This window comes from Shewanella sp. 10N.286.48.B5 (genome assembly GCF_002874355.2).
Lineage (GTDB): Bacteria > Pseudomonadota > Gammaproteobacteria > Enterobacterales > Shewanellaceae > Shewanella.
Genome location: NZ_MCVG02000001.1, coordinates 2,202,463 through 2,228,084, shown reverse-complemented (window position 1 = coordinate 2,228,084; position 25,622 = coordinate 2,202,463). Strand labels below are relative to the sequence as shown.

Annotated in this window: 24 protein-coding genes; 16 read left to right on the top strand and 8 right to left on the bottom strand. The window is 42.1% G+C overall.

The genetic code is table 11. From position 1 onward, the window contains the following. Positions 1-8: 8 nt before the first annotated feature. From BCU57_RS09605 to BCU57_RS09560, 10 genes are all read left to right on the top strand, one after another. Complete coding sequence (locus BCU57_RS09605) at positions 9-242, top strand: RNA-binding S4 domain-containing protein (RefSeq protein ID WP_102440416.1); 234 nt, start codon at positions 9-11, stop codon at positions 240-242. A 10-nt stretch (positions 243-252) separates the two neighbouring features. Continuing rightward, the gene (locus BCU57_RS09600) at positions 253-645 is read left to right on the top strand and encodes a ribonuclease E inhibitor RraB (protein WP_102440415.1); all 393 of its coding nucleotides are present in this window, start codon (positions 253-255) and stop codon (positions 643-645) included. A 131-nt stretch (positions 646-776) separates the two neighbouring features. Then, the gene (locus BCU57_RS09595) at positions 777-2,762 is read left to right on the top strand and encodes an NERD domain-containing protein kinase family protein (RefSeq protein ID WP_102440414.1); all 1,986 of its coding nucleotides are present in this window, start codon (positions 777-779) and stop codon (positions 2,760-2,762) included. 107 nt (positions 2,763-2,869) lie between these two features. Beyond that, positions 2,870-3,337 carry a GNAT family N-acetyltransferase gene (locus BCU57_RS09590; RefSeq protein ID WP_102440413.1) on the top strand — a complete coding sequence of 156 codons (468 nt, stop codon included), beginning with the start codon at positions 2,870-2,872 and terminating at the stop codon, positions 3,335-3,337. A 372-nt stretch (positions 3,338-3,709) separates the two neighbouring features. Then, a complete protein-coding gene (locus tag BCU57_RS09585; RefSeq protein WP_102440412.1) occupies positions 3,710-4,063 on the top strand; it encodes a hypothetical protein in 354 nt (117 codons plus the stop codon). A 544-nt stretch (positions 4,064-4,607) separates the two neighbouring features. Next, on the top strand, positions 4,608-5,987 hold the full coding sequence (locus BCU57_RS09580) for an SLC13 family permease (protein WP_102440411.1): 1,380 nt from the start codon (positions 4,608-4,610) through the stop codon (positions 5,985-5,987). Positions 5,988-6,236: 249 nt separating this feature from the next. Further along, positions 6,237-6,998 carry a TSUP family transporter gene (locus BCU57_RS09575; RefSeq protein ID WP_102440410.1) on the top strand — a complete coding sequence of 254 codons (762 nt, stop codon included), beginning with the start codon at positions 6,237-6,239 and terminating at the stop codon, positions 6,996-6,998. Positions 6,999-7,074: 76 nt separating this feature from the next. Further along, a complete protein-coding gene (gene sbcD, locus BCU57_RS09570) occupies positions 7,075-8,334 on the top strand; it encodes an exonuclease subunit SbcD (protein ID WP_102440409.1) in 1,260 nt (419 codons plus the stop codon). Further along, entirely contained in the window at positions 8,334-12,131 is a 3,798-nt protein-coding gene (locus tag BCU57_RS09565; RefSeq protein WP_102440408.1) for an AAA family ATPase, read from the top strand. The genes sbcD and BCU57_RS09565 overlap by 1 nt, the downstream gene beginning before the upstream one ends. Before the next feature lie 446 nt (positions 12,132-12,577). Continuing rightward, positions 12,578-13,852, top strand: coding sequence for a peptidoglycan DD-metalloendopeptidase family protein (locus BCU57_RS09560; RefSeq protein WP_102440407.1), 1,275 nt, complete (start codon positions 12,578-12,580; stop codon positions 13,850-13,852). A gap of 61 nt (positions 13,853-13,913) precedes the next feature. Here BCU57_RS09560 and BCU57_RS09555 read toward each other — a convergent pair whose 3' ends face one another. From BCU57_RS09555 to BCU57_RS09540, 4 genes are all read right to left on the bottom strand, one after another. Continuing rightward, positions 13,914-14,348, bottom strand: coding sequence for an HNH endonuclease (locus BCU57_RS09555; protein WP_102440406.1), 435 nt, complete (start codon positions 14,346-14,348; stop codon positions 13,914-13,916). A gap of 41 nt (positions 14,349-14,389) precedes the next feature. Beyond that, complete coding sequence (locus BCU57_RS09550) at positions 14,390-15,073, bottom strand: YgjP-like metallopeptidase domain-containing protein (RefSeq protein ID WP_102440405.1); 684 nt, start codon at positions 15,071-15,073, stop codon at positions 14,390-14,392. 101 nt (positions 15,074-15,174) lie between these two features. Beyond that, entirely contained in the window at positions 15,175-15,612 is a 438-nt protein-coding gene (locus BCU57_RS09545) for a DUF3010 family protein (RefSeq protein ID WP_102440404.1), read from the bottom strand. A 79-nt stretch (positions 15,613-15,691) separates the two neighbouring features. Continuing rightward, entirely contained in the window at positions 15,692-17,059 is a 1,368-nt protein-coding gene (locus BCU57_RS09540; protein WP_102440403.1) for a DEAD/DEAH box helicase, read from the bottom strand. Between the two features lie 118 nt (positions 17,060-17,177). On the opposite strand from BCU57_RS09540, the gene rssA reads away from it, so the two are divergent. The 6 genes from rssA (at position 17,178) to BCU57_RS09510 (ending at position 23,368) form a co-directional block, all read left to right on the top strand. Continuing rightward, on the top strand, positions 17,178-18,152 hold the full coding sequence (rssA, locus tag BCU57_RS09535; RefSeq protein WP_102440402.1) for a patatin-like phospholipase RssA: 975 nt from the start codon (positions 17,178-17,180) through the stop codon (positions 18,150-18,152). A 383-nt stretch (positions 18,153-18,535) separates the two neighbouring features. After that, positions 18,536-20,656 (top strand): anaerobic ribonucleoside-triphosphate reductase, encoded by a 2,121-nt coding sequence (gene nrdD, locus BCU57_RS09530; protein ID WP_102440401.1) that lies wholly within the window; start codon positions 18,536-18,538, stop codon positions 20,654-20,656. A gap of 146 nt (positions 20,657-20,802) precedes the next feature. Next, a complete protein-coding gene (gene nrdG / locus BCU57_RS09525; protein ID WP_102440400.1) occupies positions 20,803-21,276 on the top strand; it encodes an anaerobic ribonucleoside-triphosphate reductase-activating protein in 474 nt (157 codons plus the stop codon). A gap of 139 nt (positions 21,277-21,415) precedes the next feature. Next, positions 21,416-21,772, top strand: coding sequence for a YibL family ribosome-associated protein (locus BCU57_RS09520; protein ID WP_076540062.1), 357 nt, complete (start codon positions 21,416-21,418; stop codon positions 21,770-21,772). A gap of 86 nt (positions 21,773-21,858) precedes the next feature. Continuing rightward, the gene (gene ribA / locus BCU57_RS09515) at positions 21,859-22,473 is read left to right on the top strand and encodes a GTP cyclohydrolase II (RefSeq protein ID WP_076540064.1); all 615 of its coding nucleotides are present in this window, start codon (positions 21,859-21,861) and stop codon (positions 22,471-22,473) included. A 28-nt stretch (positions 22,474-22,501) separates the two neighbouring features. Beyond that, complete coding sequence (locus tag BCU57_RS09510) at positions 22,502-23,368, top strand: hypothetical protein (RefSeq protein WP_102440399.1); 867 nt, start codon at positions 22,502-22,504, stop codon at positions 23,366-23,368. A gap of 119 nt (positions 23,369-23,487) precedes the next feature. Here BCU57_RS09510 and BCU57_RS09505 read toward each other — a convergent pair whose 3' ends face one another. The 4 genes from BCU57_RS09505 to BCU57_RS09490 form a co-directional block, all read right to left on the bottom strand. Next, positions 23,488-23,838 carry a VF530 family DNA-binding protein gene (locus BCU57_RS09505; RefSeq protein WP_102440398.1) on the bottom strand — a complete coding sequence of 117 codons (351 nt, stop codon included), beginning with the start codon at positions 23,836-23,838 and terminating at the stop codon, positions 23,488-23,490. A 114-nt stretch (positions 23,839-23,952) separates the two neighbouring features. After that, positions 23,953-24,618 (bottom strand): AAA family ATPase, encoded by a 666-nt coding sequence (locus BCU57_RS09500; protein ID WP_102440397.1) that lies wholly within the window; start codon positions 24,616-24,618, stop codon positions 23,953-23,955. Between the two features lie 42 nt (positions 24,619-24,660). Beyond that, positions 24,661-24,963, bottom strand: a complete 303-nt coding sequence (locus tag BCU57_RS09495; protein WP_102440396.1) for a PilZ domain-containing protein — start codon at positions 24,961-24,963, stop codon at positions 24,661-24,663. Positions 24,964-25,110: 147 nt separating this feature from the next. Further along, positions 25,111-25,518: a phosphate-starvation-inducible protein PsiE gene (locus BCU57_RS09490; RefSeq protein ID WP_076540074.1), complete on the bottom strand. Its 408-nt coding sequence runs from the start codon at positions 25,516-25,518 to the stop codon at positions 25,111-25,113. Positions 25,519-25,622 lie beyond the last annotated feature (104 nt).

Below are 25,622 nucleotides of genomic sequence, written 5' to 3'. Positions count from 1 at the left end.
AAAATTGAATGAGCAGCCAAGTTGCACAATTCGCACTTTTGAGTGGCGATGAGTTTGTTGAGTTATATAAAGTATTAAAAGTACAAGGTTTAGTCGATGGTGGCGGTGCAGCTAAGCATGTCATCTCTGAAGGCTTAGTCACAGTAAACAACGAAGTTGACACACGTAAGCGTAAAAAGTGTGTCGTTGGTGATGTCATTGAATTTAATGGCGATAAAATTCAAATTGTTGCCACAGCATAAGGATACAAGCATGCAATTCCCTGATGATGACAATGGTAAAATGTTAGCCGCAATGGCTGAGTCTGGTATTGACTTAACTGTAGCACTTGATGTTGATTTCTTTTTGATTTTTGATGATCAACGCGATGCAGAATCAGCATTAGAAGCACTCGCAGCAATGGGCTCAAATGGTGAGTTAGAGCTTAACTTTAGCGAAGAAATCGAAAAGTGGGAGCTGATTGTTTGTTTAAACATGGTGCCAACTTATGATGACTTGGTGGCTAAAGAACTTGAGTTAAACACCTTTGCCCAAGAGTTTGACGGCATGACAGATGGATGGGGCGTAATGCAACATCAAGAAGGTGATGACGAGTTTGCTGATGATGAGCATCAATGTGACGACAACTGCTCACACACCCACTAGTTAGCCTGTTAAAATATTGAAAACAAAAACCACCAATTAGGTGGTTTTTTTGTGTCTTTATATTATAGGATGGAGCCATATGCAGTTAAGGGAAGTTAATATCCCGCAGTATTTATGGAGTCGCATTTTAAATGGCAAGACACATTAGCTTTGGTACCCCAGTCAATGATGCCGAACGTTGGGCATTTTCTCTTTTATCTGACGAACTTCCTGAAGATTATCTCCTTTTAACCAATGTAGAAATTCCTACTCAAACTGGCCAAGCAATGGAGGTTGACGCCTTAGTTGTCGGTGAGTTTGGTGTGTATGTGGTTGACGTAAAAGGCTACATTGGTCGCTTAAACGCTGGTTTACATGCTTGGTCACTGGATGGTCGTCATGTGGACAATAGTTTATCAAAAGCCAATTATGTCGCCCGAGTATTAGCGGGTAAATTAAAGAACAAAATTCCTGTGGGCGTTTATGCTCCTTGGTGTCAGGGCATGGTGTTTGTTACAGGGCGTAAAGGAGAAGAAATTCTGGTTGAAAAAGATACCGGTAAACTGAGTATTTATACCCCTGCAAAAATCATCGCCGCGTTAACCAAAGAGTGGGGCTTAACGGCGCCGCATATTCATCCTGTGACCGACACTCAAAAAGAAATGGTATTAGACACCATAGGCCAGGTGGCACTGGTTGAGCAACGTAACAACAAAATTCAAGATTTCATTAAGCTCAAATGTTTATTCCTGCAGCAAGGCTTGGAAGTTTGGCAATCAGAATATAATCCGGGTGGCTGGACCGCGCCATGGCTGTTGAAAATACTGGTGACCAGTGAGTTTGACGACAGTATTGATGCCAATTATCACGAGCAAAAATTGCGTGATGAATTTAAACGGATTCAGTCACTTTCAGGTTGTAGCTGCGTGCCTTTTTGCGCGCCACTTATTCAAGATGGTGAACAGGTGGTCTTGCCCATCAGAATGCCCCGTGGTGTGCCACTGAATATTTTTGATATTGGACAGCAAACCACTTATCAGCTGTTAGAAATTCTGCGCCGCAGTGTCACCGGCTTACAGCAAATCCATCGCCGCGGTTACACCATAGGTGGCTGGGAAGATAATTGTATATTTATCTCAGATGACGCTGACGTTGAATTTATTGATATTAAAGATTCACTTAATACCAGTGAAGATATACAAGCTTATGCCACGGCCTTTTTAGAATTAGCTGAAAAAACCGTACAACCACGTATTTACCAATGGTATCGCGCTGCAGCCAAAGGCAGCACCATTGACCTTGACGCGATTCGTTGTGATTTATCTGCAGTTATCGATTTAGGTGTGTGTGACACTTTACCGCACAAAATCGTTATCGAGCAGGGCGCGGTGGTTGATCATCATTACCGCCTCGATCACTTTATTTCAGCAACGCCTCGCAGCCAGCTATGGCGGGCATTGCATTTACAAGGGAACTTCCCATGCTGCGTCAGTGTTTATCAAGATGTGGATAACCAATGGCACACCCTGAGTAACATGTATCGCAGCCTGGCTAAAATTTATCATCCACATGTTGAGCGTGTGCTGGCATTTGGGCAATTGCCACAGTCGGATGATTTATTCATTGCCAGAGATTGGGTACAAGGGGTCGCGCTAGATGAAGTGGCCACAATACAAGTGGGTCAACCCAGGTTGTGGTTTATTCAACTATTAACAGCACTACAATACTTGCACAGTTTAGATATTCACCATGGGGCCATTTGTCCTAAAAATATCATTTGCCGAGACGGTAAGGCTACCTTAGTAAACTTTGGTATAGGTTCTGATATAGCTGCCAGCCATTACGCTGCGCAATATGCCGATCCGACTATGTGGTCTGTAGAAGGCGATGCTGAAAAAGATTTATATGGCTTGGTCGCAAGTGTTGTCGATGCGATTTCTCCAGAGTCGATTAAACAAGGCAGTGGCGCAGATGCCATGATTAACGCCTTAATGAGCTTTGATAAGCAGTGGCTTGGCGAAGGCTTTTTTGAGGCTTGCTTAAGTATTTTGAAATTTGAATTTCGTATCGTTCCTAACCGCAGTTATGCCGAGCAGTTAGGGCTCGATGAAGTTGAGTATCAAAACTCTGGCTTGTAGTTATCTTGATTTATAGCCCTTCAGGCTTATGTTAAGGATGTTTGCCCCAAAAGCCGGTACAAGCCGTATTGGCTTATATGATTCGAGGATAATGTAAGAGGGAACCCATGATTATTAAACGCATTACTGCTGAACGACTTGATGATGTTTTGCCTCTGTTTAGCCAATATATGCATTTTTACGGGGTTGAGCAAGCCGTGACTGAGTATGCTACCTATTTGCTGGAACGGTTAAATAATCAAGAAGCGTTTATTTTTGGGGCTTACACTGAAGCGGATAAAGCGATTGGTTTCGTGCTTAATTATCAAAGTTTTTCATCCACAGAGCTAGGTAAAGTATTAGTGTTAAATGATCTATTTGTTGAGCCTGACTATCGAAATCAAGGCGCCGCTAATTTACTTATCCGATGCTCTATTGAATTGGCTCGCGGTATTCAAGCCGTAAGGGTTGAGTTAAGCACCGCGAAAGTGAATTTTCCTGCTCAATCTGTCTATGAGAAAATTGGCTTTGTAAAAGATAGCCGCTTTTTTTCGTATAGCTTGTCGGTTAAAGATCATCCTTTGCTAAATGAATAGGCACAAGTGATGTGTAGCTTAGCGTGACTTTATAATTTTCTTGTTGGTTACTTTAACTAGAACGGCACTTCTTGGCTGATAAACTCGAAAAATACAGCGCCCCTATAAAGCCCATCAGTTTTTAGGCATGACACCACTAAAGGCCTTTATGAGTAATGATGTGATTAAAAAACGAATATCGATAGCGATGTTGGCCAATATAAAGCCCATTTAAGCGGCCTATTTGAAGGGTGAATCATCGCCAGTATTCTTATACTACACTTGAGTCATGCAAATTAGCTTGTGGTAGGGTCATATCCTTCATATGGGATTTATTCAATTGCTGTAAGTTGATTAAAATAGCTATAACTTACGATATTGAGGTAACACCTGATGAGCTCTTTTAAAAAAACACTACTCGTTTCAACTTTGAGCATCGCCGCGCTGACAGGTATGGCGCATGCAAGTGATCTATCATGCACTGTTGCTGGTGGTGATGATATCACCATGGCTAATATTGATATTTTACGTTCAAATGAACCTGTGGTTAACATTGATGGCTATAAATCGCCGATCTTAAGTAATATTTATCGCATCGATGCAGTTGATGGCCAGGACATCAGCGAAACACCCACTTACCTTTTATACAATCATTACCCGCTAGCTGATCATAAGTTATATGCCAAGGTTCAAGTGCACGGTGAAGAGGCCGTTACTGGTTACTGCATTGTGACGGGTGAAATCTAAGCTCGCGTTATTGCATCGTATAATCGCATAACGACTAATACTCAGTAAGGCGGATGTGCCTTACTGAGTTTTTATTTTACTTTTTTAACGCCCCTATTGAGCATTCCTGCTGCTAAAGGATCTTTTTTGCTAAGCTAGTTTTACTATTAATAGCCCGTCACCCATCACCCATCACGCATCACGATTTTATCATTTCTCTAAGCGGCATTTAAAACCACTTATGGTTATTACAGATCACGAAACGCTAATTAACTTTGTCTTATTACAAGTTTATCCTGGGCCAGCTAGATCTATGTCACATTATTTAAACGCTAATAAACATTCAGTTTGAGAGTACTAAATGGCGAATTCCGTCAATTTGAAACTTAATAACCACAATACATCTAGTGTTACTATTGTCGCGCGTCACAACAGTGGCTGGTAATGGGATTCATCTCACGCCGCGCAGGCTTGACTATGTAATCAAGCAACCAAAAACAATGCTTTATCTTACCTATTACTCTGTTTACATTGTTGTCATTAAAAAATAAGGGAGAACGCTTTAATGGAAAACTGCCCAACAAAGTCGACGACAACCAAAAACAATAAAACTGACTTCATCATCTTGTTTGGCAACATTGCCTTGTTTGCCTTGCTATATCATTTATTACCCTTTGAACAAGGGGTCAATACCGGTCTATCGCTACTTATTTTTGCAGCTATTCTATGGTTAACCGAAGCGATTCATATCAGTATTACCGCCATTTTAATTCCGATATTAGCGGTGTTTTTGGGGGTGTTTGATACTTCCACCGCCATGAGTAATTTTGCTAACCCGATTATCTTCTTATTCTTTGGTGGTTTTGTGTTGGCGGCGGCGCTAAATCATCAGGGCATTGACCGCTTAATTGCGCAAAAGGTGTTGCTGCTGTCTCAAGGTAAGTTGAGTATTGCTTGTATGTTACTGTTTTTAGTGACCGCAGTGCTGTCGATGTGGATCAGTAATACGGCAACAGCCGCAATGATGCTGCCACTAGCCTTGGGTATTTTGCATCAACTGGATTTTAAACAGTACCGTAAAACCTATTTGTTCGTGCTACTGGGAATCGCGTATTCTGCCAACATTGGTGGAATTGGTACCCTAGTGGGCAGTCCGCCTAATGCCATTGCTGCGGCACAAGTGGGCTTAAGCTTTAGTGATTGGCTCGAGTTTGGTTTAATCACTGTGGCTATTATGTTACCAAGCATGTTAATCGCGCTTTATCTATTTTTAAAACCTGATTTATCGACTGTGTGTGAGATAAAAACAGAAAATGTAAAAATGACCGTTAGTGCAAAATTAACCCTGATTATATTTTTAGCTACAGTTTGTGGTTGGATATTCAGTAAACCATTAGCCCAAGCACTTGGTGGGATCAGTAAGTTTGATACCATTGTTGCTTTAGGTGCGGTAGTTGTGCTTGCCAGCCTTAAATTAGTGGACTGGAAAAAAATCGAATCGACCACGGACTGGGGAGTACTTATCCTGTTCGGCGGTGGCCTCACGTTAAGTGCAGTGTTAAAAGCCACAGGCACCAGTGTGTTTTTAGCCCACTTTGTGACAGATATTTTTGGCGATGCCCACATGGCGCTATTTATGATTGCAGTGATTACCTTTGTGGTGTTATTAACTGAGTTTGCCAGTAACACGGCTAGTGCAGCATTGCTGGTGCCAGTTTTTGCTGCAATTGCTGAGCCCTTAGGTTTATCGCCAGTGATGATTTCAGTAGTGATTGGTATTGCAGCTTCTTGCGCCTTTATGTTGCCTGTCGCCACCCCGCCTAATGCCATTGTCTTTGGCTCAGGTTATATCAAGCAATCTGAAATGATGCGTGCAGGTATGATTATTAACTTCATAAGTATGTTGGTGCTGTTTTTAATCACCAACTTGTTCTGGGGCTTTTAATTGCACTGTTAATCACAGTTAAAAAGCGCAATCACTTTACTCACTAATAAAAAGGTAACTTAGGTTACCTTTTTGCGTTTTTTAGCCGATATCTGTCAACAATTATTAAATGTTCACAGGCTCTGTGTTATTAAAAATAGCGACGTAAACGTTTGGATAAACTAAGGCACAATCTAATGCAGATAGCTTTTGAATTTTGCCATTAAAGCAGGTCTAATAGCGTATTATTTTGATTTATAGACCTATCTAATGTTCGAGTTAACCCTACAAATTGCTGTTATATTATTTTTCGTCGCCATATTGGCGGGTTTTATTGATGCCATTGCCGGTGGTGGCGGTTTACTCACTATTCCTGCATTGATGTGGGCGGGTTTACCGCCAGCTGCGGCTTTAGGTACTAATAAGCTGCAAGCTTGTGGCGGCAGCTTTTTTGCTAGCTTGTACTTTATTCGCAAAGGCATGGTTGACTTAAAACAAGCACGCTTATCCATTGTGTGCGCGTTTATTGGCGCTGCAGTGGGCACCATTATTGTACAAATGATTGATGTCACCGTATTAGAACTGGTATTACCATTTCTTATCCTCGCCATTGGCTGTTATTTTTTGTTTTCTAAAAAAATCTCAGAAGAAGATAAACAACAAGTGCTGACACCTGCCATGTTTGCTTTTACTGCCGCTCTTGGGGTGGGGTTTTATGATGGATTTTTTGGACCCGGAACCGGCAGTTTCTTTGCTTTAGCCTTTGTGTCACTGGCAGGTTACGGACTGGCTAAAGCCACCGCCCATGCCAAAGTGCTTAACTTTGCTACTAATGTGTCATCGTTAATCTTTTTTATGATTGGCGGCCAAGTGGCGGTTTTATTAGGGCTTATTATGTTAGTCGGGCAAGCTATCGGCGCAACTTTTGGCTCACGCTTAGTGATGACCAAAGGGGTAAAAATTATTAAACCGCTGGTGATCACCATGGCATTTTTAATGAGCTTTAAATTATTGTGGGCGCAGTACGGGTAAGTGACTTATATCTCCAGACTAATTAAGCGTTTTATGACAGATTTCAATAACAACACATCGAACAGAAAAGGTTTTCATGCGCATTATTCACACATCTGATTGGCACCTTGGTCAAAACTTTTACGGTAAAAGTCGCGCTGTTGAGCACAAGGCATTTTTGCAGTGGTTGTTAGCACAAATTAGCCAGCATCAGGTTGATGCACTGATTGTCGCTGGCGATATTTTTGATACTGGCACGCCGCCAAGTTATGCCCGCAGTTTGTACAATCAATTTATTGTCGATATTCAAGCAACAAATTGTAAGCTTATCGTTCTTGGTGGTAATCACGACTCTGTTGCTACCTTAGGTGAGTCAAAGCAGTTGCTGGCGTGCTTAAATGCCACGGTTATCCCAGGTGCGCTTGATAACGCAGCTGAGCATGTGTTGTTAGTGGCTGATAGTCATGATCACCCCTGCGCGATTGTATGTGCGCTACCGTATTTACGCCCTAGAGATATAGTATTAAGTGAGTCGGGTGAGTCCAGTGAAGATAAACAGCGCAAGTTAGCTAATGAAATCGCCGATTTATATCAGCGCTGTTTTGCTCATGCCCAAGCAATTAATAACCAGCAAACTACGCCATTACCCATTATTGCCACAGGGCATTTAACCACAGTGGGTGCCAGCACCAGTGAGTCGGTGCGAGACATTTATATTGGTAGCCTTGATGCATTTAATGCCAACTTGTTTCCTGCAGCGGATTACATTGCACTAGGCCATATTCATCGACCGCAAAAAATCGCCAAAACAGAGCATATTCGCTATAGCGGCTCGCCAATCAGTTTAAGTTTTGATGAACTTAACAGTCAAAAAAGTGTGTATTTGGTTGAGTTTGATAAGGCTAAATTAGCCGAGGTCAGTGCCCTTGAAGTGCCCAAGTTTCAAGCCATGGCAAGTGTAAAAGGCAGCTTGGCCGAAATCGCATCCCAGCTTGAAACCTTAGTTGAGCAAGGCAGCGATCAAGTCACTTGGCTGAGTATCGAAGTGGCCGAGCAAGACTTTTTAACCGACTTACAAAGCCGAATAGCCGAATTGACCGACGCCTTACCTGTAGAAGTACTGCAACTTAAGCGTGCTCGTAGCCAGCGCCAACAGCAAATTCAGCAAATGGATAATGAAACCTTAACTGAATTAAGCGTCACAGAAGTGTTTGAGCGCCGTTTAGCCCAAGAAGACTTTTCAGAACCCGAGCAGCAACAGCGACTTGAACGGGTAAAACAACAGTTTGATATTATCCTTGATGAAATGAATGAGCAGCTTAATGGCACAGCGCAACATGTTGAGGAGGCAAAATAATGAAAATCCTTAGCCTGCGTTTTAAAAATATTAACTCATTAAAAAATGAGTGGAAAATTGATTTTACCCAGTCGCCATTTAAAGAAAACGGCCTGTTTGCCATTATTGGCCCTACAGGCTCGGGTAAAACAACCATTTTAGATGCTATCTGCTTAGCGCTGTATCATCAGACCCCGCGCTTAGGGGTAATTTCAAAAACCACCAATGAGCTCATGACTCGTGGCACCAGCGATTGTCTGGCCGAGGTTGAGTTTGAAGTGAAAGGTAAGGCGTATCGCGCCTTTTGGAGCCAACGACGCTCCCGTGGTCAAGTTGATGGCAATTTACAAGATGCCCAAGTTGAGTTAGCGCAACTTGAAGATGGTAAAATTCTTGCCAGCCAAATTAAGCATAAAACCGAATTAACCGAAGCCATTACCGGATTAGATTTCGCGCGATTTACTAAATCGATGATGTTATCCCAAGGTCAGTTTGCCGCCTTTTTAAATGCCAAAGCTAATGAACGGGCTGAGTTACTTGAAGAGCTTACCGGCACAGAAATATACGGGCTTATCTCGGAGCAAGTACATCAAAAATTTAGCCAATCAAAGCAGGAGCTTGCCTTGCTTGAAGCTAAATCAAACAGCGTTGAATTACTAGATGATGACAGTATTAGCCTTAAACAAATAGAGCAAACTCAGTTAATTGAGCAAGCCGATTTATGCCAGCAACAACTGCAGCAACTGCAGCTGCAAGTCACGTGGGCTAAGCAGCTTGAGCAAGCAACTGAGCGACATCTTGCCAGTGAGCAACAATTACAACTAGCGCAGACTGAACTTAAAGCCCAGCAAGCCAGTTTAGCTAAGTTAGCTGCCAGTGAGCCAGCTGAAAGCTTAATTCCGTTATTTGAAGGCATGAGCAAACTTGAAAACAGCCATGCACAGTTGCAAAAGCAGTTACAGCAGCGCAATACTGAGCTTGAACAGGCCAGCGCACAATTAAGTCAAATCGCCACTGAGCAACAGTTGCAGTCTCAGCACTTTAGTTTAGCTAAGCAGCAACATACGGATTTAGTGACGCTAATTGATACTCAGGTGCAGCCACTTGATAATCAAATTGAGCAAGTGAGCTTTAAACATGCTCAGCAGTTACAGTCTCAGCAGCAACAAACCCAGCTGCTAGAGCAATTACAGCAAAAGCAGCAGGCCATCGGCGGACAAATTCAAACCGTTACGGCATTACAAGCCCAGCAGCAGCAAGTCATCAACCAATATCCCCAGGGCAAGTTGATCCAAACTCGCCTTGGTGTGTGGCAGCAGCAATATGCTAACTACGCCGAGCAAGTGACTCAGCAAACTAAGTTGACGCAACAAATTGCCCGTTTTCAGCAACAGCAAATTCAGCTCCAACAGCAGCAAAGCACACTGACAGCGCAAGTAACCAGTGAGCAACAGTTACTTGGACAATATCAACTCAGCCGCCAACAAGCCCAGCTGCAATTACAGACCTTGTTAGCCGGTGATGAAGAAGCACTCATTGAGCAGCAATATAATGACATAGTGACTCAGCAGCCAAAGCGCAGTCAGCTTGAACACTTGTCGACCCGTTACAGTGAATTGCAATTAGATCTTAATCAACATCGCCAGCAAAACGCGCAAACCCAACACGATATTGAGTTAAAGCAAGCTGAGTTAACCCAAATACGAGCCTTGTGGACAGATAAAAATCAGCAATTAAAAGACTTAACAAGCTTGCTAAAACAAGAGCAACATATTGCTGATTTAACCCAGCATCGGGCTAAGTTAGTAGAAGGTGAGCCATGCGCCTTATGTGGCTCGTTGGATCACCCTTTAGTGAGTGAATATCAAGCGGTTGATTTGTCGCAAACAGAGCTGCGCCATCAACAAACTAGCGCGCAATTAGATAAGATTAAAACCCAAGGCGAGCAAGCTAAATTGGCATTGCAAACCTTGCAGTTACAATATGAGTCAGCCTCACAAGCGGTGGCTAAGCTAACGGCGCAGAGTCAGCAATTACAACAGGACTGGCAGCAAAATTGTCAGCAACTTGGAATTGCATTTGCTATTGATGATAGCCAGCTGAGTGATTATGTAGCGCAAATGGCGCAGTTGCAGCAAAACTTATCCCAGCGATTAGCCGATATCAGGCAGGCTAAAACTCACCTGCAACAACAAAACGATCAGTACCAGCAAGCGAATAACGCCGCTGAGCAACAACAGCACCAATTAAGCTTATTAGCCCAAGAGCATACAAGCTGCAACAATGGCTTACAGGACGCTGAGCTGCAGCTTATTGAGGTGAATAAAACCCTTAATAACCTAGTGACTGAATTAAGCGATTCAATTGCGCAAACCGCAGAGTCTATGCCAGATATGGCTGGGTTTAAAGCGTGGTTAAGCGCCCTTGAACAACAAATAATGCAGTGGCAGCAAGCAAGCGATCAGCAACTTGAAGCACAGCAGCAATTACAATTATTGCAGCAGCAACAGCAAACCCAGGCGAGTCAACTAGAAGAGGCGTTGCAGCAATCACAGTCGCAGCAAGCGCAATTAACTGAAGTTGCAGCGGAGTTAGCCAAGTTGACGAGCCAAAGGCTGCAGCTATTTGCCGATAAGCAAACATTAACTGAAAAGCAGGCTAGCCACGCCATGCTTGAGCAAGCAGAAAGCCAGTTAACAGCGCTACAAAGCCAATTGAATCAATATCAGCAGCAGCAAGATAATGTTAAGGCGCATATTGAAGCCGTTAATAAACAAATTGCAGTGGCATTGACTGAGTTAACCGCGGCAACCGAGCAGTGGCAGCAGCAATTAAGCCAAAGCCCATTTGCTAGCCAAGCGGAATTTGAGCAAGCCATTATTCCTCAGGCTGAGCGTGAGCAGTTAATTAACTTGCAGCAGCAACTTAATGAGCAGCAGTTAAAAGCGCGCACCTTGGTAGAACAAGCCAAGCAGCAATTAACAGCGTTAATGACCCAAGCAGAGCAATTTGATTATGAGCAGCTAACGACTGAAAAGCAGCAACAAGGCTCAGACAAAGTCTTACTTCAAGGGGCTGATCTAGATTCAGAGCTAAAGTCACAGCAAGAATCTGCACAAGGCTATTTAGCAAAGGTCAGTTTGCAGCATCAACAAGTCGAGACCCAGTTAGGTGAGATAAAACAAACCTTATGGCAAGTGAACCATTTACTGGATGACGATAAACAAAAGCGCCTAAGTCAGCAGCAAATGCTGTTAGAGCTTAACCAAGCCAAACAAGCTTATGATGATATCGCCTATTTACACTCACTCATCGGTTCGCAAAAAGGCGATAAATTCAGAAAGTTTGCCCAAGGGCTGACATTAGATCATCTGGTTACTTTGGCTAATCGGCAGCTGGATAGGCTTCAAGGACGCTATTTGCTTGAGCGCAAACAATCGGTAGATCTAGAGCTGCAAGTATTGGATACCTGGCAAGGCGATGCAATTCGAGATACTCGCACCTTATCAGGTGGTGAAAGCTTTTTAGTCAGTTTGGCATTAGCGTTAGCGTTATCGGATTTAGTCAGTCATAAAACCAGTATCGACTCGTTATTTTTGGATGAGGGCTTTGGCACCTTAGACAGTCAAACCTTAGATACCGCCCTTGATGCGCTAGATAACCTTAATGCTTCAGGCAAAATGATTGGTGTGATCAGCCACATTGAAGCGATGAAAGAGCGCATTGGGGTGCAAATTAAAGTGCATAAAATGAATGGACTTGGAGTCAGTAAGTTGCAGAGTGAATATAAAGTTAATAGCGATGTCGAATTGGCTTAAGTTTGTCTCTAAAGCTTATCGCTCAGACTCGCGGCTAGGCTAACAACTAAACCGTCACTTGAGGTTAATGCAGCCGCATTAGCCTCATTATTTGCTTTGGGGTAGGGTTATTTTTAGGTCAATAAATTCTAATGATAAATCAACCATGCTGAGTAAAAAGCTGCCATTGTTGCAGCGCTTTTAGGTTAATTAAGCGAGTAATAGATGTAAATTAAAAACATCATGACTGATAACAGTCTTTTCCCATCTCAGTTACTTTCAATTGCCTAGTTCAAAGTTATGCAGGCGTGGTGAGTTTTTATATTTGTATTTGCAGTCTTTTTTGATATAACTCCCCCTTGGTATATAGTACTTAAGCACTCATTAAACTAGTGCTTAAGTATACATTCTTTTATACGTATATTAATACGTGCAGTAGGGCGGACACGAGATTGCTTTCAGCTCAAATGGATAAGCTACAAACGCTGGTTGGTAAAGCGCAAAACTTACCCACATTACATCGGAAATTATTGCTAGCAAGCGTGTTTATTGTCGCGGCGGCATTACTGTGGCCAACCCCGCAAGAATTTGCCTCACAGCGGATCCCTGTTGCCCTTGATATCGAAGCCTTGATCCCACAGGTAGCCAATCATACTCCGGTTGAAATTAGTGAGCCGGTTGCGCCGACATTTGAACGTATTATTGAGCAAGGTGACACCTTAAGTCAGTTATTTGAAATAGCTGGTATTGGTCAACAGACCATGTACAAAGTGCTTGAAGCTGATTTAAATGTACTGGCATTAGATACATTATCGCCGGGTAATCGTATTCGATTTTGGCAAGACGAACAGCAAAAACTAACCAAACTAGAGTTGTATTTTAATCCAGCTTACCAAGTGGTATTTAGCCGTTTTGACGATGGCAGTTACGAGGTTAATGAGGTCAATATAGAAGGCATTTGGCAAAACCGCATTATTAGTGGGGATATCAATGGCTCATTTTATTTATCGGCCCAGCGCTCAGGTTTAACTGCAGCGCAAATACAAACCATAGAAACGCTACTTTCAAGCAAGCTAAATTTCTCCCGTGATTTGCGTGCAGGTGATCAATTTTCAGTATTAATGAATGATCAATTTATTGAAGGCGTATCCACCGGAGCCAGTAAATTAGAAGCAGTGCGTATTGAAACCAGAGGTAGAAATATTAGCGCCTTTCAAAATGTGGATGGTAATTTTTATGATGACAAAGGCCAAGGTCTAGCCAGTGCCTTTCAGCGAATACCGCTGGAAAGGCAGTATCGCTTATCTTCACATTTCAATCCGACCCGTAAGCACCCTGTTACTGGTAGAACCTCGCCACATAACGGTACTGACTTTGCCACTCCTACTGGCACCAGAGTGGTAGCGCCGGGGGATGGTGTGGTGTCAATGGTCACTAATCATCGCTTTGCAGGCAAGTATATTGTGATTGAACACGACAATAATGTTAGAACCCGCTATTTGCATATGTCGAAGTTCTTGGTCAGAAAAGGCCAGCGGGTTAAACGCGGGCAGGTGATTGGCTTATCAGGCAGCACAGGTCGGGTGACGGGACCACATTTACATTATGAGTTTCATGTTAATGGTCGCCCAGTTAACCCAATGAAGGTGAGTATCATTGAAGCCTCGGTATTGCCTAAAAAGCAAATGAACGCCTTTAAGCAACTGGTGAAAACCAAACAAATGATGATGGATTTAGGTTAACCCATTTAATCTTTTTATCGTTAAATTAAAACCACTTTTTAATTCGTTTGAAAGTGGTTTTTTATTTGCGCCATTTGGTTTCTGAGTGATTTGATTTACCAAGGTTACATTGATCGCATAACACTTGTAGGTTATCGATATCGAGCGCAAGTTCAGGATATTTGGAGCGAGGTTTGATGTGGTCAACGTGCATGACTGCGCCATGTTGTGGGCTAGTGCCGCAGCACTGACAAACTGAGCCGTACTTTTCAAAAGCGTTTAGACGCAGGCTTAACCATTTTTGAGATGAATAAAAAGATACCGATTTGGGTTCTTCAAATGGGATTAACTCCCAATCATTAAATTCGCATGGCGCCAGATCTGGTCCCATCAAACCCACCGAAAACCCTTTAAGTTGATTATCCTTAAGCCAATTACGAATGGCTTTCATGGCTGCTTTTTCGGTTTTGTATTTTCGAGTGCGACGATTGTCGCCCCTAAAGCTTGCTACATACATTAATACCCTCCTAAGAAAATAGGTTTATGAATATCTTAAGCTTAATAAGGGGCTTTTCCTAGCTCAATACAGGTCAGTAATAAGCGTAAGTCGAATTCCAGCTGGTGGTAATCGCTGGTCATATATTCGCACAGTTGATAAAAAGCTTTGTTGTGATCTTTTTCTTTAAGGTGGGCTAATTCGTGCACCACCACCATTCTCAGTAATGGCTCAGGCACATGGCGTAGTCGTGATGAAATTCGAATTTCATTCTTAGCTTTGACCTTACTGCCTTGTACGCGATTGGCGTAGGTATGTAGGCCTAAGGCTTGATGACTGAGGGTGATTTTGTCGTCAAAAACCACTTTAGAAAGCGGCGCAGACTGTTTTAAGAATTGCTGTTTAAACACCATGGTGTAGTCATAAAGCGCTTTATCAGTGCGTATATCGTGCACACTTGGGTAACGCTTTAATAGCACGGCAGCTAAGCTGTCATTGGCAATATAGCCTTTTACCTGTTCGATGGTTTGGGCTGAATAACCGGCAATGTATTTAAGCTGGGCTGTTTGCTGTTTTTTGGCCTTTACCTCATCACTGGTTACCAGGCTTGCTAGGGCTTGCTTAGCCGCCAGTTTAGTCGCTGTAGCTTGATTAACCGCTTTTACCGTCATTTGCGGCGGCGCACTTGGTCTGACTTTTTTTGATGTAACAGGAGTGGAAAATGAGGCGGATTTTCTTGAATTCATAGGGATATTTATTGCTTACTTTAAGCTTATCAGTAAGCTGCTTTTACCCACAAACAGGCCATAAAGCAGCTTACTCACAAGAAAATCTAATTCAAACTGAGTTAGATTTTGCCATACATGTGGCGGTTTTGCTGAGCGTATGCGGCTTCAAAAGCAGGTAATTGCACACGTTTAAGCTCAAGGGTATCAAGATCGGCTTGTGGCGGATTACGCTTTAGCTCTTCTTTGATAGTCACTGGGCTAATAATCGCTACTGGTAATTCAGTAATTTGAATTGCTGCTTCAAGTTTAAAGCTAGTAGCAGAGCCGGAGAACTTGCCTTTTTGTTCACGTTCAATAATCACGATTTCATCAACTTTGTAATCTTCCATTAATTTATGGAAAGCAAAATGAAATTCACGAATTGATTCTGTTTCAACAGATTTTGAAATGCTGAACGAGATTTGACGACATTCCGGTACGTTGAATGACTCTTTCTCATAATTTAATAAGCTGATGATGGCTTCGCCACCTTTTAATTCTACACCACAAATCTTCATGTTATACCTTACTTAGAGCGAGTTTATTTGGCATGTTGTTGAGCTGTGCTCAAATATGTTCATGCTGTCAAAATTACGGTTATTCTTCGTCACTGACAATTGAATCATCAGTTTCGATAATTTTTGCTGGTTTTGCTTTACGGCGCATTGGTGAGTCACCAATATCAATACCGGTGGCAAAGCGCTTGTCGCGTTTAGGCGCCACTTTTGGCTTCTTGCTAGCGACACGCTTGGCATTACCTGTATTGGCATCAGCTGATTTTGCATTGGCGCTTGATGCCTTAGGCTTGTCTCTTAAGCCTTTAAATTTAGCTTCAAGGCCTGCGATAGTTGAGAAGTCAAAGTTCTTACGTAAGAACACCTGTACTTTCTTAAAGCTATCCCAGTCTTTCGGGCCTACTAATGAAATAGCATCGCCTTTAGCGCCTGCGCGGCCAGTACGGCCAATACGGTGAACATATTCTTCTGCAAACTTTGGCATGTCAAAGTTAATTACTAATGACACATTTAATAAGTCTAACCCGCGAGAAGCAACATCTGTGGTGACTAAAATCTTTTGTTGGCCACGGCTGAATTTGTCCATAATTTGATTACGTGCTGACTGACTTAAGTCACCACTGAGCGCAGCGGTTTCTAGCCCTTCAGCAGACAATAGTTTGGCGAGTCTGTCAGTGTCTGAGCGAGTTGCAGTAAAAATGATCACTTGCTTGTGTTGCTCATGTTTTAAAATATGCTGCAGCAGGGCTTGTTTGTGATCAAGGTGGTCAACTAAAAAGATGCGCTGAACAATATCTTTATGCTCTGCATGCGATGCGCCAATAGCCACATGGCTAGGGGTCTTTAATAATGTTGCGGCGATATCATTGATGTCATCGTGATCTAATGTCGCTGAAAACATCAAGGTTTGTCTGCGCTTATGATCTGCAGCGTCATTAATGGCTTTAAGTTGTGGCGCAAAACCAAGATCTAACATGCGATCGGCTTCATCAAGTACCAGTAACTCTAAGCCATTTAGGTATAAGTGGCGCTGTTGAAGATGATCGGCAATACGCCCAGGTGTTGCCACAATAAAGTGTGGGTCACGAGATAGCGATTTTGCTTGATCGTTAAAGTTCTCGCCACCTAAAATACTAATGGCTTTATATTGGGTATTGGCAACCAGTAAACGTAATTGACCATAGACTTGCTGAGCAAGTTCACGGGTTGGCAATAAAATCAGAACGCGAGGGTCTTTTTTAGAGAGGGCCCTAGTCGATATTACCCGCTGCAAAGCAGGTAATAAAAACGCCAGGGTTTTACCTGAACCGGTTTTAGATGATGCCATTAAATCTTTACCCGCTAGGGCAATTGGCAGGGCTTGCTGCTGAATTTCTGTTGGCTCAGAAATGCCCATATGCTTTAGACTGTCTAGTAAGCGTTTATCTAAAGAAAAATCGGTAAATAACAAAGGTAAATCCCCTAAAAAATGATAGCCAGATATTATAACGTGTAAGCGACTTGATAGCCAACAGCTTAAGCGTAAGATAAGCTACTTAGGTGTGCAAAAATGGTTAAGGGTTTGGTAAATGTCTAAGGCTTCAAAAGAAAATAAATCATCACTTCGTGTTGGGATCGCCCTCGGTAGTGGCGCGGCTAAGGGCTGGGCTCATATTGGGGTGATAAAAGAGCTGGCCGCCATGGGGATCCACCCTGAAAAGATTGCTGGCTGCTCTGTTGGGGCTCTGGTGGGCGCAGCTTATGCTAATAATCATTTAGAAGAGTTACATGAGTGGGTGAGTGGGTTTTCTAGTTGGGATGTTTTAGGCTTAATGGATTTAAGCTGGCGCAAAGGTGGCTTAATCAGTGGTGAAAAAGTATTTGATGTTTTAGCTGGTCGAATAGGCGATCTAAAAATAGAGCAATTGCAAAAGCCGTTTGCGGCAGTGGCGACCGATTTATATTCTGGCCAAGAAATTTGGTTCAAAGAAGGCGATTTACGTCATGCGGTAAGAGCCTCGTGTTCAATGCCGGGCTTTTTACCCCCAGTACAATTGCATGATCGCTGGTTAGTGGATGGCGCAGTGGTAAACCCTGTGCCAGTGTCAATGTGCCGCACCATGGACGTTGATGTAGTGATTGCAGTGGACTTAAATGGTCACCGCCGTAATAGTATGCATATGTTGCCTCAACAAATGACCAGCTGTGCGCCCACTGAAATTGAAAAGCAATTAGTGGCCAAAGAGCCAGAGTCGGCGTTTATGGATCTGCTAGGTAAAGGTAAAGAGTATATAAATAGTTTTTCAGAAAAGTTTTCCACAAGCACGAAATCTCACCCTGGGATGATTGCGGTGATGTCGCAATCAATGGATATTTTAGAGCAGCGCCATAAACGCGCCAGATTAATGGGCGATCCACCGGATGTGTGTTTAGTGCCACAGCTTGCTGATATCGGTACCATGGAGTTTCATCGTGCTGATGAAGCCATAGAAGCAGGCCGTCAATCTGTGCGCCAATCTGCGCATTTAATTTATGCAGCCCTTGGTATTAGCCCAAATGATTAACGCCAATTAAAGCGCTTTGCTTTAATCATACTGATTTTTAACGGTTGAAATGACCTGTTTAAGCATCAATATACCAGTATAAATCTGTGATAACTATTCTTATAAGCCTGCAATTACCAGTTTAAATCTGTAATAAATAGCAATCTATTTATAGGCGTTTCAGCACTCAGTAGCTGCTTTTTATAACCTGGTCAAGTTCAACTTTTCTAAATAGTGTTGAGCTTGGCAGTAATTTTTTTCATTTTGTTCCCCTTCATCAAAACATGATCTAGATCATGGATTTTTAGTGCCTATTATTGCCTAATGCACCATATATTGTGTTTGTTGATAATTATGTGTGGATATATAGTGTTTATATCCTGTGCATAAAAGGAGTAAAAGTAATGCCTGTAGTAATTAAAAGGGACGGTTGTCGTACTCTATTTGATGAGTCGCGGATCAAGGATGCCATTGTTGCAGCAATGGAAACTGCTACAGGTAGTGCTGATGAAGACTATGCTTCAACAGTCGCTTGTGTGATTAGAGATCAAGTTGCTAACGATGAAGAAGTTGAGATCCATCATTTACAAGCTTTAGTTGAAAACTTATTAATGGAAGGTCCTCATAAAGAGGTTGCGCGTCATTATATTGAGTATCGTCACGACCGTGATATTTGCCGTGAAGCCAAAAGTAAATTGAACTGCGAAATTCGTGGTTTGGTTGAACAAAGCGACGCGTCGATTTTAAATGAAAATGCCAATAAAGACGCTAAAGTTATTCCAACTCAACGGGATTTACTTGCTGGCATCGTGGCCAAACATTATGCCAAGTCGCATCTATTGCCAAAAGATATTGTTGCTGCACATGAGTCAGGTCAACTGCATTATCACGACTTAGACTATGCACCATTCTTCCCTATGTTTAACTGCATGCTAATTGATTTAGCTGGCATGTTAACCCATGGTTTTAAAATGGGTAACGCTGAAATTGACACCCCTAAATCAATTTCAACTGCGACTGCAGTAACTGCGCAAATTATTGCCCAAGTGGCTAGCCATATCTATGGCGGCACCACCATTAACCGCATTGATGAAGTATTAGCTGAGTTCGTTCAAAAGAGCTATCAAAAGCAGTTGGTTATCGGTAAAGAGTGGGGCGTAGCAGATGTTGAAGCCTTTGCCATGGCGCAAACTGAAAAAGAATGTTACGACGCATTCCAGTCTTTAGAATATGAAGTAAATACCCTTCATACCGCCAATGGTCAAACGCCATTTGTGACCTTTGGTTTTGGCTTAGGCTCGTGCTGGGAAGCGCGTTTAATTCAAAAGTCGATTCTTAAAGTACGTATGGCAGGTCTAGGTAAAAACCGTAAAACAGCGGTATTCCCAAAACTGGTTTTTGCTATTCGTGATGGCCTAAATCATAAAGCTGCTGATGCTAACTACGATGTGAAGAAGTTAGCATTAGAGTGTGCCACCATGCGCATGTATCCAGATATTCTTAATTATGAACAAGTTGAACGCGTTACTGGTTCATTTAAAACGCCAATGGGTTGTCGTTCATTCTTAGGAACTTATGAAGAAAATGGTGAGTTAATTCATGAAGGGCGTAACAACTTAGGTGTTGTCAGCTTAAACTTACCTAGAATCGCCATTGAAGCCAAGGGCGACGAAACCGCTTTCTTTGCCTTATTAGAACAGAGAATGACACTCGCTCGTAAAGCACTCGATACCCGTATTGCCCGCTTAGTGGGTGTAAAAGCGCGTGTTGCACCAATCCTATATATGGAAGGTGCTTGTGGTGTTCGTTTAAATGCAGATGATGATGTGTCTGAAATCTTTAAAAATGGCCGCGCGTCAATCTCATTAGGCTACATTGGCTTACATGAAACCATTAATGCACTTTATGGTACTGATGAGCACGTGTTTGATAGCGAGCTGTTACGCACTAAAGCCATTGAAATTATCTCAGTGATGAAGCGCGCGACTGAAGCGTGGAAACAAGAAACAGGTTATGGCTTTAGCCTATACAGCACCCCAAGTGAAAACTTATGTAGTCGTTTTTGCCAGCTAGATGCCAAAGAGTTTGGTGTGGTTGCAGGGGTTACTGATAAAGGTTACTACACTAACAGTTTCCATTTAGACGTCGAAAAGAAAGTCAATCCATACGATAAAATTGAGTTTGAATTACCGTACCCAGAAATCACCAATGGTGGCTTTATTTGTTACGGTGAGTTCCCGAACATGCAGCACAATATTGAAGCATTAGAAAACGTCTGGGATTACAGTTACACCAGAGTGCCTTATTACGGTACCAATACCCCAATCGATGAATGTTATGACTGTGGTTACGTTGGTGAGTTTAACTGTACCAGTAAAGGTTTTGTGTGCCCTAAATGTGGCAACCATGAGCCAAGCCGTGTGTCGGTAACCCGTCGTGTATGTGGTTATCTAGGCAGCCCTGATGCAAGACCATTTAACTATGGTAAGCAAGAAGAAGTTAAACGCCGCGTTAAGCATTTATAAATAGCAAATTCATGAAGTTAGCAAAGCTAATTCCGTGATTAACCCAACAAGGCGCTTTAAGCGCCTTGTTTTGGTTTGGCCTTAGTGATGCAAATAGGTTTACAGCGTGAGTGTTTACGCGACAATGAGCAGTAAGAGAAGTGATTATGAATTACCATCAGTATTTTCCTATCGATGTGATCAACGGCCCAGGTACCCGCGCGACCTTGTTTGTTTCAGGTTGTGAGCATCAATGCCGTGGTTGTTATAATCAGTCTACTTGGGATCCTCGTTCAGGCCATGAATTTAGCCAAATGATGGAAGATCAAATTATTGCTGATTTAAATGATACTCGTATCAAGCGCCGTGGTTTATCACTTTCTGGTGGCGACCCATTATTCCCAGCTAATCTCGACAGCATTTTGTCTTTGGTTAAACGGGTAAAACAACAATGCCCAGATAAAGACATTTGGCTATGGAGTGGCTACAAGCTCGATCAAATGTCCCTCAAACAACTGCAAGTATTAGACTATGTAGATGTGTTAGTGGATGGCAAGTTCGAGCAAGATTTAGCGGATCCCAGTTTGAAGTGGCGTGGTAGCAGTAATCAAATTATTCATGATTTAGTTCAAATAGATTAACCATAAGCTGCTGTGGATAATGTGTTTCGTCTAACGAACTGTTATACTTCGCCTCCGTAAACGTGTTGGATTGATACAAGTGCTGTGTTTGAGCATGTTATTGTGTCAGTGGCACAATGTTGAAATTTAAGGTAACACAATGAATTTAAAAGAAGAACTGCAAGCATTAAACGATAAAGCAGAAAAGTTTCGCCGTAAACTTGCTGCTGCACAAGCCCGTGAAGATAAAGCGGTTATCATGCAGTTTAAAAAAGAGATCGCGACAGTAACAAAACGTATTGCAAGTTTGAAAAATCAGCAATCACGTCAATTAAACAAAGCCGGTAAAGATGTAAAAGAACTAAAATTTAGTCGTGTGCTGACCAAAGCGGAACAAGCAGACATGGGTAAATTAAAAAAATCAGTTAAAGGATTAGTTGTTGTACATCCAATGACTGCGCTTGGCCGCGAAATGAATATTAAAGCAGTAACTGGTTTTGCCCCAGCAAAATTCTAATCCAGTTTATCCCTATTAGTTATGACGTAAGTCAGTTGCATGGATGATGAGACTCATAAATTGAGCGTTGTCTGAAAGGTTGGTCAATGTCGATTAAATATATCGCCACTTCTAAGTTACCTACGCCTTGGGGCGTATTTGCAATGCATGGTTTTGAAGATACCGAAACCGGTAAAGAACATGTTGCGCTAACGTTTGGTGAGCTAAATGCTAATGAGCCAATGTTAGGTCGTATTCACTCTGAATGTTTAACCGGTGATGCCTTGTTTAGTTTGCGTTGTGATTGTGGTTTTCAGCTGCAAACTGCAATGCAAAATATTGCTGAATTAGGCCAAGGTTTTATTCTTTATTTAAGACAAGAAGGCCGTGGCATTGGTTTACTGAATAAAATCCGAGCCTACGAACTGCAAGATCAAGGTGCCAATACTGTTGAAGCTAACGAACGTTTAGGTTTTGAAGCTGATATGCGTAAGTACGATATGATTGAACCTATGTTAGCTCAAATTGGTGTTAGCAAAGTGAAGTTAATGACCAATAATCCACGTAAAGTGAAGGCCATGCAGGCAGTTGGCATTGAAGTGAGCGAAAGAGTTCCATTGCAAGTGGGCAAAAACCGTTACAATGAAGCATATTTAAAAACCAAATCAACCGAGTTAGGTCATATGATGACAGAACACCATTTTATTGATGACAATAAATAACAGTTGACGAAATAGCGTAGATTAAATCATGTTACTGAGTTGGTTTACTGGTTTTAAAGCAAATCAATTTCCATTATATAGAAGCGCTGTAATAGCTATTGCAGCGCTTTTTGTTGTTCAACCTTGTCAGGCTCAATTTGATGCTGACAACCCCGATCTTTCCCATTACGCTTTTGCAAATTATATTGGCAGCGGGATTTATCGCGCTTCTGGCCAGAGCGCTGCAGTGGCCAATATTCCTTTCGCATTTGATATTGAACAGGCCGATGATCACCTGCTGACCTTAAGGTTGCCAGTTTCATTGGGCTTTTTTAATTACTCTTTTAGTGACTTGCCAGAAGGTGAACTACCCGATGGTGTCGGCACTATGACCATAACCCCAGGGATTGAGTACAAATGGTTTTATGACGAGCAGCTCACCCTAGAAACCTATTTAGATTTGGGCTACGGGCATAACTTTTCAAATTCCAGTAATGTGGGGATTTTCTCTACTGGTTTTTCAGCGTTATATGAACTGGCACAACCCAAATATAATCCGGTGTGGGTTAACCGAATTTATTATGCTGGCTATAAAAGCAGTATCAATGACAGCTCTGATGGCTATTCTGTATTGCAATCTGGCATTGATTTTGGCTTAAATCAACGCTGGGATTGGGGTGAGTATACCGTTGAGCCACGCTTGTTTGTAGCGGGGCGCTGGTATTTCGATAAACTTAAGTTTGTTACCCCAGTGCAAGAAAATGTGCTTACGCAATATTCCTATGAAGTGGGAGTGACATTAGCCTTGTCTAAGCCGTTAGGTTGGGGATGGTTCAGTACAGACCGATTTGGTATGAGTTATCAAACTGATGGGGAGTTACAGGTGTGGCGATTAATTTTTGAATTCCCTATGTAGTTTCATCGGTTACAAAAAAGCCTGATGGTTTAATTAAACCAATCAGGCTTTTTTGTACTATTTACCGAATAAACAGGTAGTTAGAGGTTTGTTTCAGACCGCTTGTTTATCAATGGTGTTTATTTGCCCCAAATATCAGCGTTAACACCTGCAGTGCATTTATTATTTTGCGCTTTGGACACAGGTTTGCCACCCGAGCCTTGATGAGCCTTTGTCGTTGATTTTGCTGCATCATAAACTTTAGGAGCAGGCAAAGGCAGCTTGTTGGTTTTTAGCCATAAGTATTCAACTTTATCACGGGCCCATTCGGTTTTTCTTAAAAACTTGAGGCTGGATTTAACACTTGGATTATCTTGAAAACAGCGAATATTAATGCGGCTGCCTAATTCTTCCCAGCCATACTTTTCCACTAATTCAGTGACAATAGTTTCTAATTTAATTCCATGAAGAGGATTGTTTGCTTGAGTCATGTACGCAGCTTAATTTACCAATTTGCCGACATTATAACATTGGCTTGCTGATGACGTTAGTGCTGAAATGTTTCAGTGCTAAGTTAACCACACTGAAACTTCAGCATATCAGACCTAAAACTCGAAGCTATTATCTGGTGGAATGGCAAAAAGCTCTTCGGCTATGGCGCGAATTTCTACTGCTGCTTTACCTTCAGGGTCAATCTCAAGCACTGACGAGCCACTTTCTTCGCTGTCATCATAAATATTACGATTGAAGGTAATGGCATTTAGCGCTTTTAAGCCAAATGATTGCACTACTTCCTTGGCCTCTAAAATACGCTTAAATTGCGATGGCAGAGCAGGGCATTGACTGACGACTATTGCAGCCACCATTTTTGGGTTGACCATTTTACAGGTGCTTAGCATGTCCTCCATGTGTGGAAGCGTTTTTAAATCACGTCTTTTGGGCCTAAGCGGAATGAGTACGTAAGTGGCGACTGACATCGCTGCGCGCATGGCAAGGTTATCTTGACCACCGCAATCGACAATAACGTATTCAAAGCGCTCATTAAGACTAAGTAAGTCATTACGGATTTTGCCGTATAATTGAATGCAATTAATGGGTTTTAAACTGGGGTGTTCATTTCTGGCTTGGATCCAATCTGAGGTGGTTTTTTGCGGGTCACAATCAACCATCAATACACTGGCATTGAAGGTTTCGGTTACATATACAGCGAGGTTTTGCGCTAAACAACTTTTGCCACTACCACCTTTTTCGCCGCCGACTAATATAATCATAGTATCACCTTAATGTTAAAGATATTGCACTGCTTTAAGCGTTTAAAGCAACTGCATGGCAATATGATAACTCTGTGGATTTGACTCAAGGCAACGACATACTTGGCCTTTGATGGTATTTTGTTTGTCAGTGTTATGGTTGAAGGTGACTGCGATTAAGTCGCCTAAGGCAAACGGCGCTTTATAGTCGATTAAAATTCCTTTACGGGCTAAATCGATACAAATGCCAGCATCTTCCTGGGGCTGGCCATTAGCGTCAATCCAATGCAATAAAACTCGCTCGGCTTCCATATCGACTCTTAAAGAAGCTCTTTTTTCTTCAAACCCTATAGGCTCATTTGACATAACCTTATCGCTCCCTGTTTGCTTAATCCATCATAAGTATTAGTCATTATTAGTGATAGTAATCAACATCGTTAAAAAAAGCGATAAGTAAGTCACTTATCGCTTTATTTGTTGATATAAATTAACAAAGGTGTCTACTCTGTGAGCTTAGTCGAAATCTTTGCTTTTAGGGTAGGGCAGTTTCAGTTGTCCCCAGCGAATGACAATGACCGTGGCTGCTAGCACAATCGTTGAAACAGAAATTGCCAGTATGCGCCAGTCATCCATATCTTTCATATCAAGAATTAAGTAACGGGCCAGTGCCACAATAGCAATATATAGTGGCATGCGGATAGGTAGCTTACCTGACTCGAGGTAATTGACCACCATGGCTAAGACTTCAAGATAAATGAAGAGTAGTAGCAAATCGGCAAGTTCTACGGTTCTAATATCGAACATATGCATCACCTCTTCGCCAATGGCAAAGACAGTCGCAAGAGAAATAATGAAAAGAACGATATGTTCGACGCCTTTAAGGCTTTTAACACCTATTTGGCGGAGTATAGGGAGTGGCATGATTATTACATCTCTTATTATAAATTTGATTGATAATTCAGTATATTCTGCTAGATGGAATAATACTGAGTGATCTAGTTCAAATAATATAAATTTATCCCAAT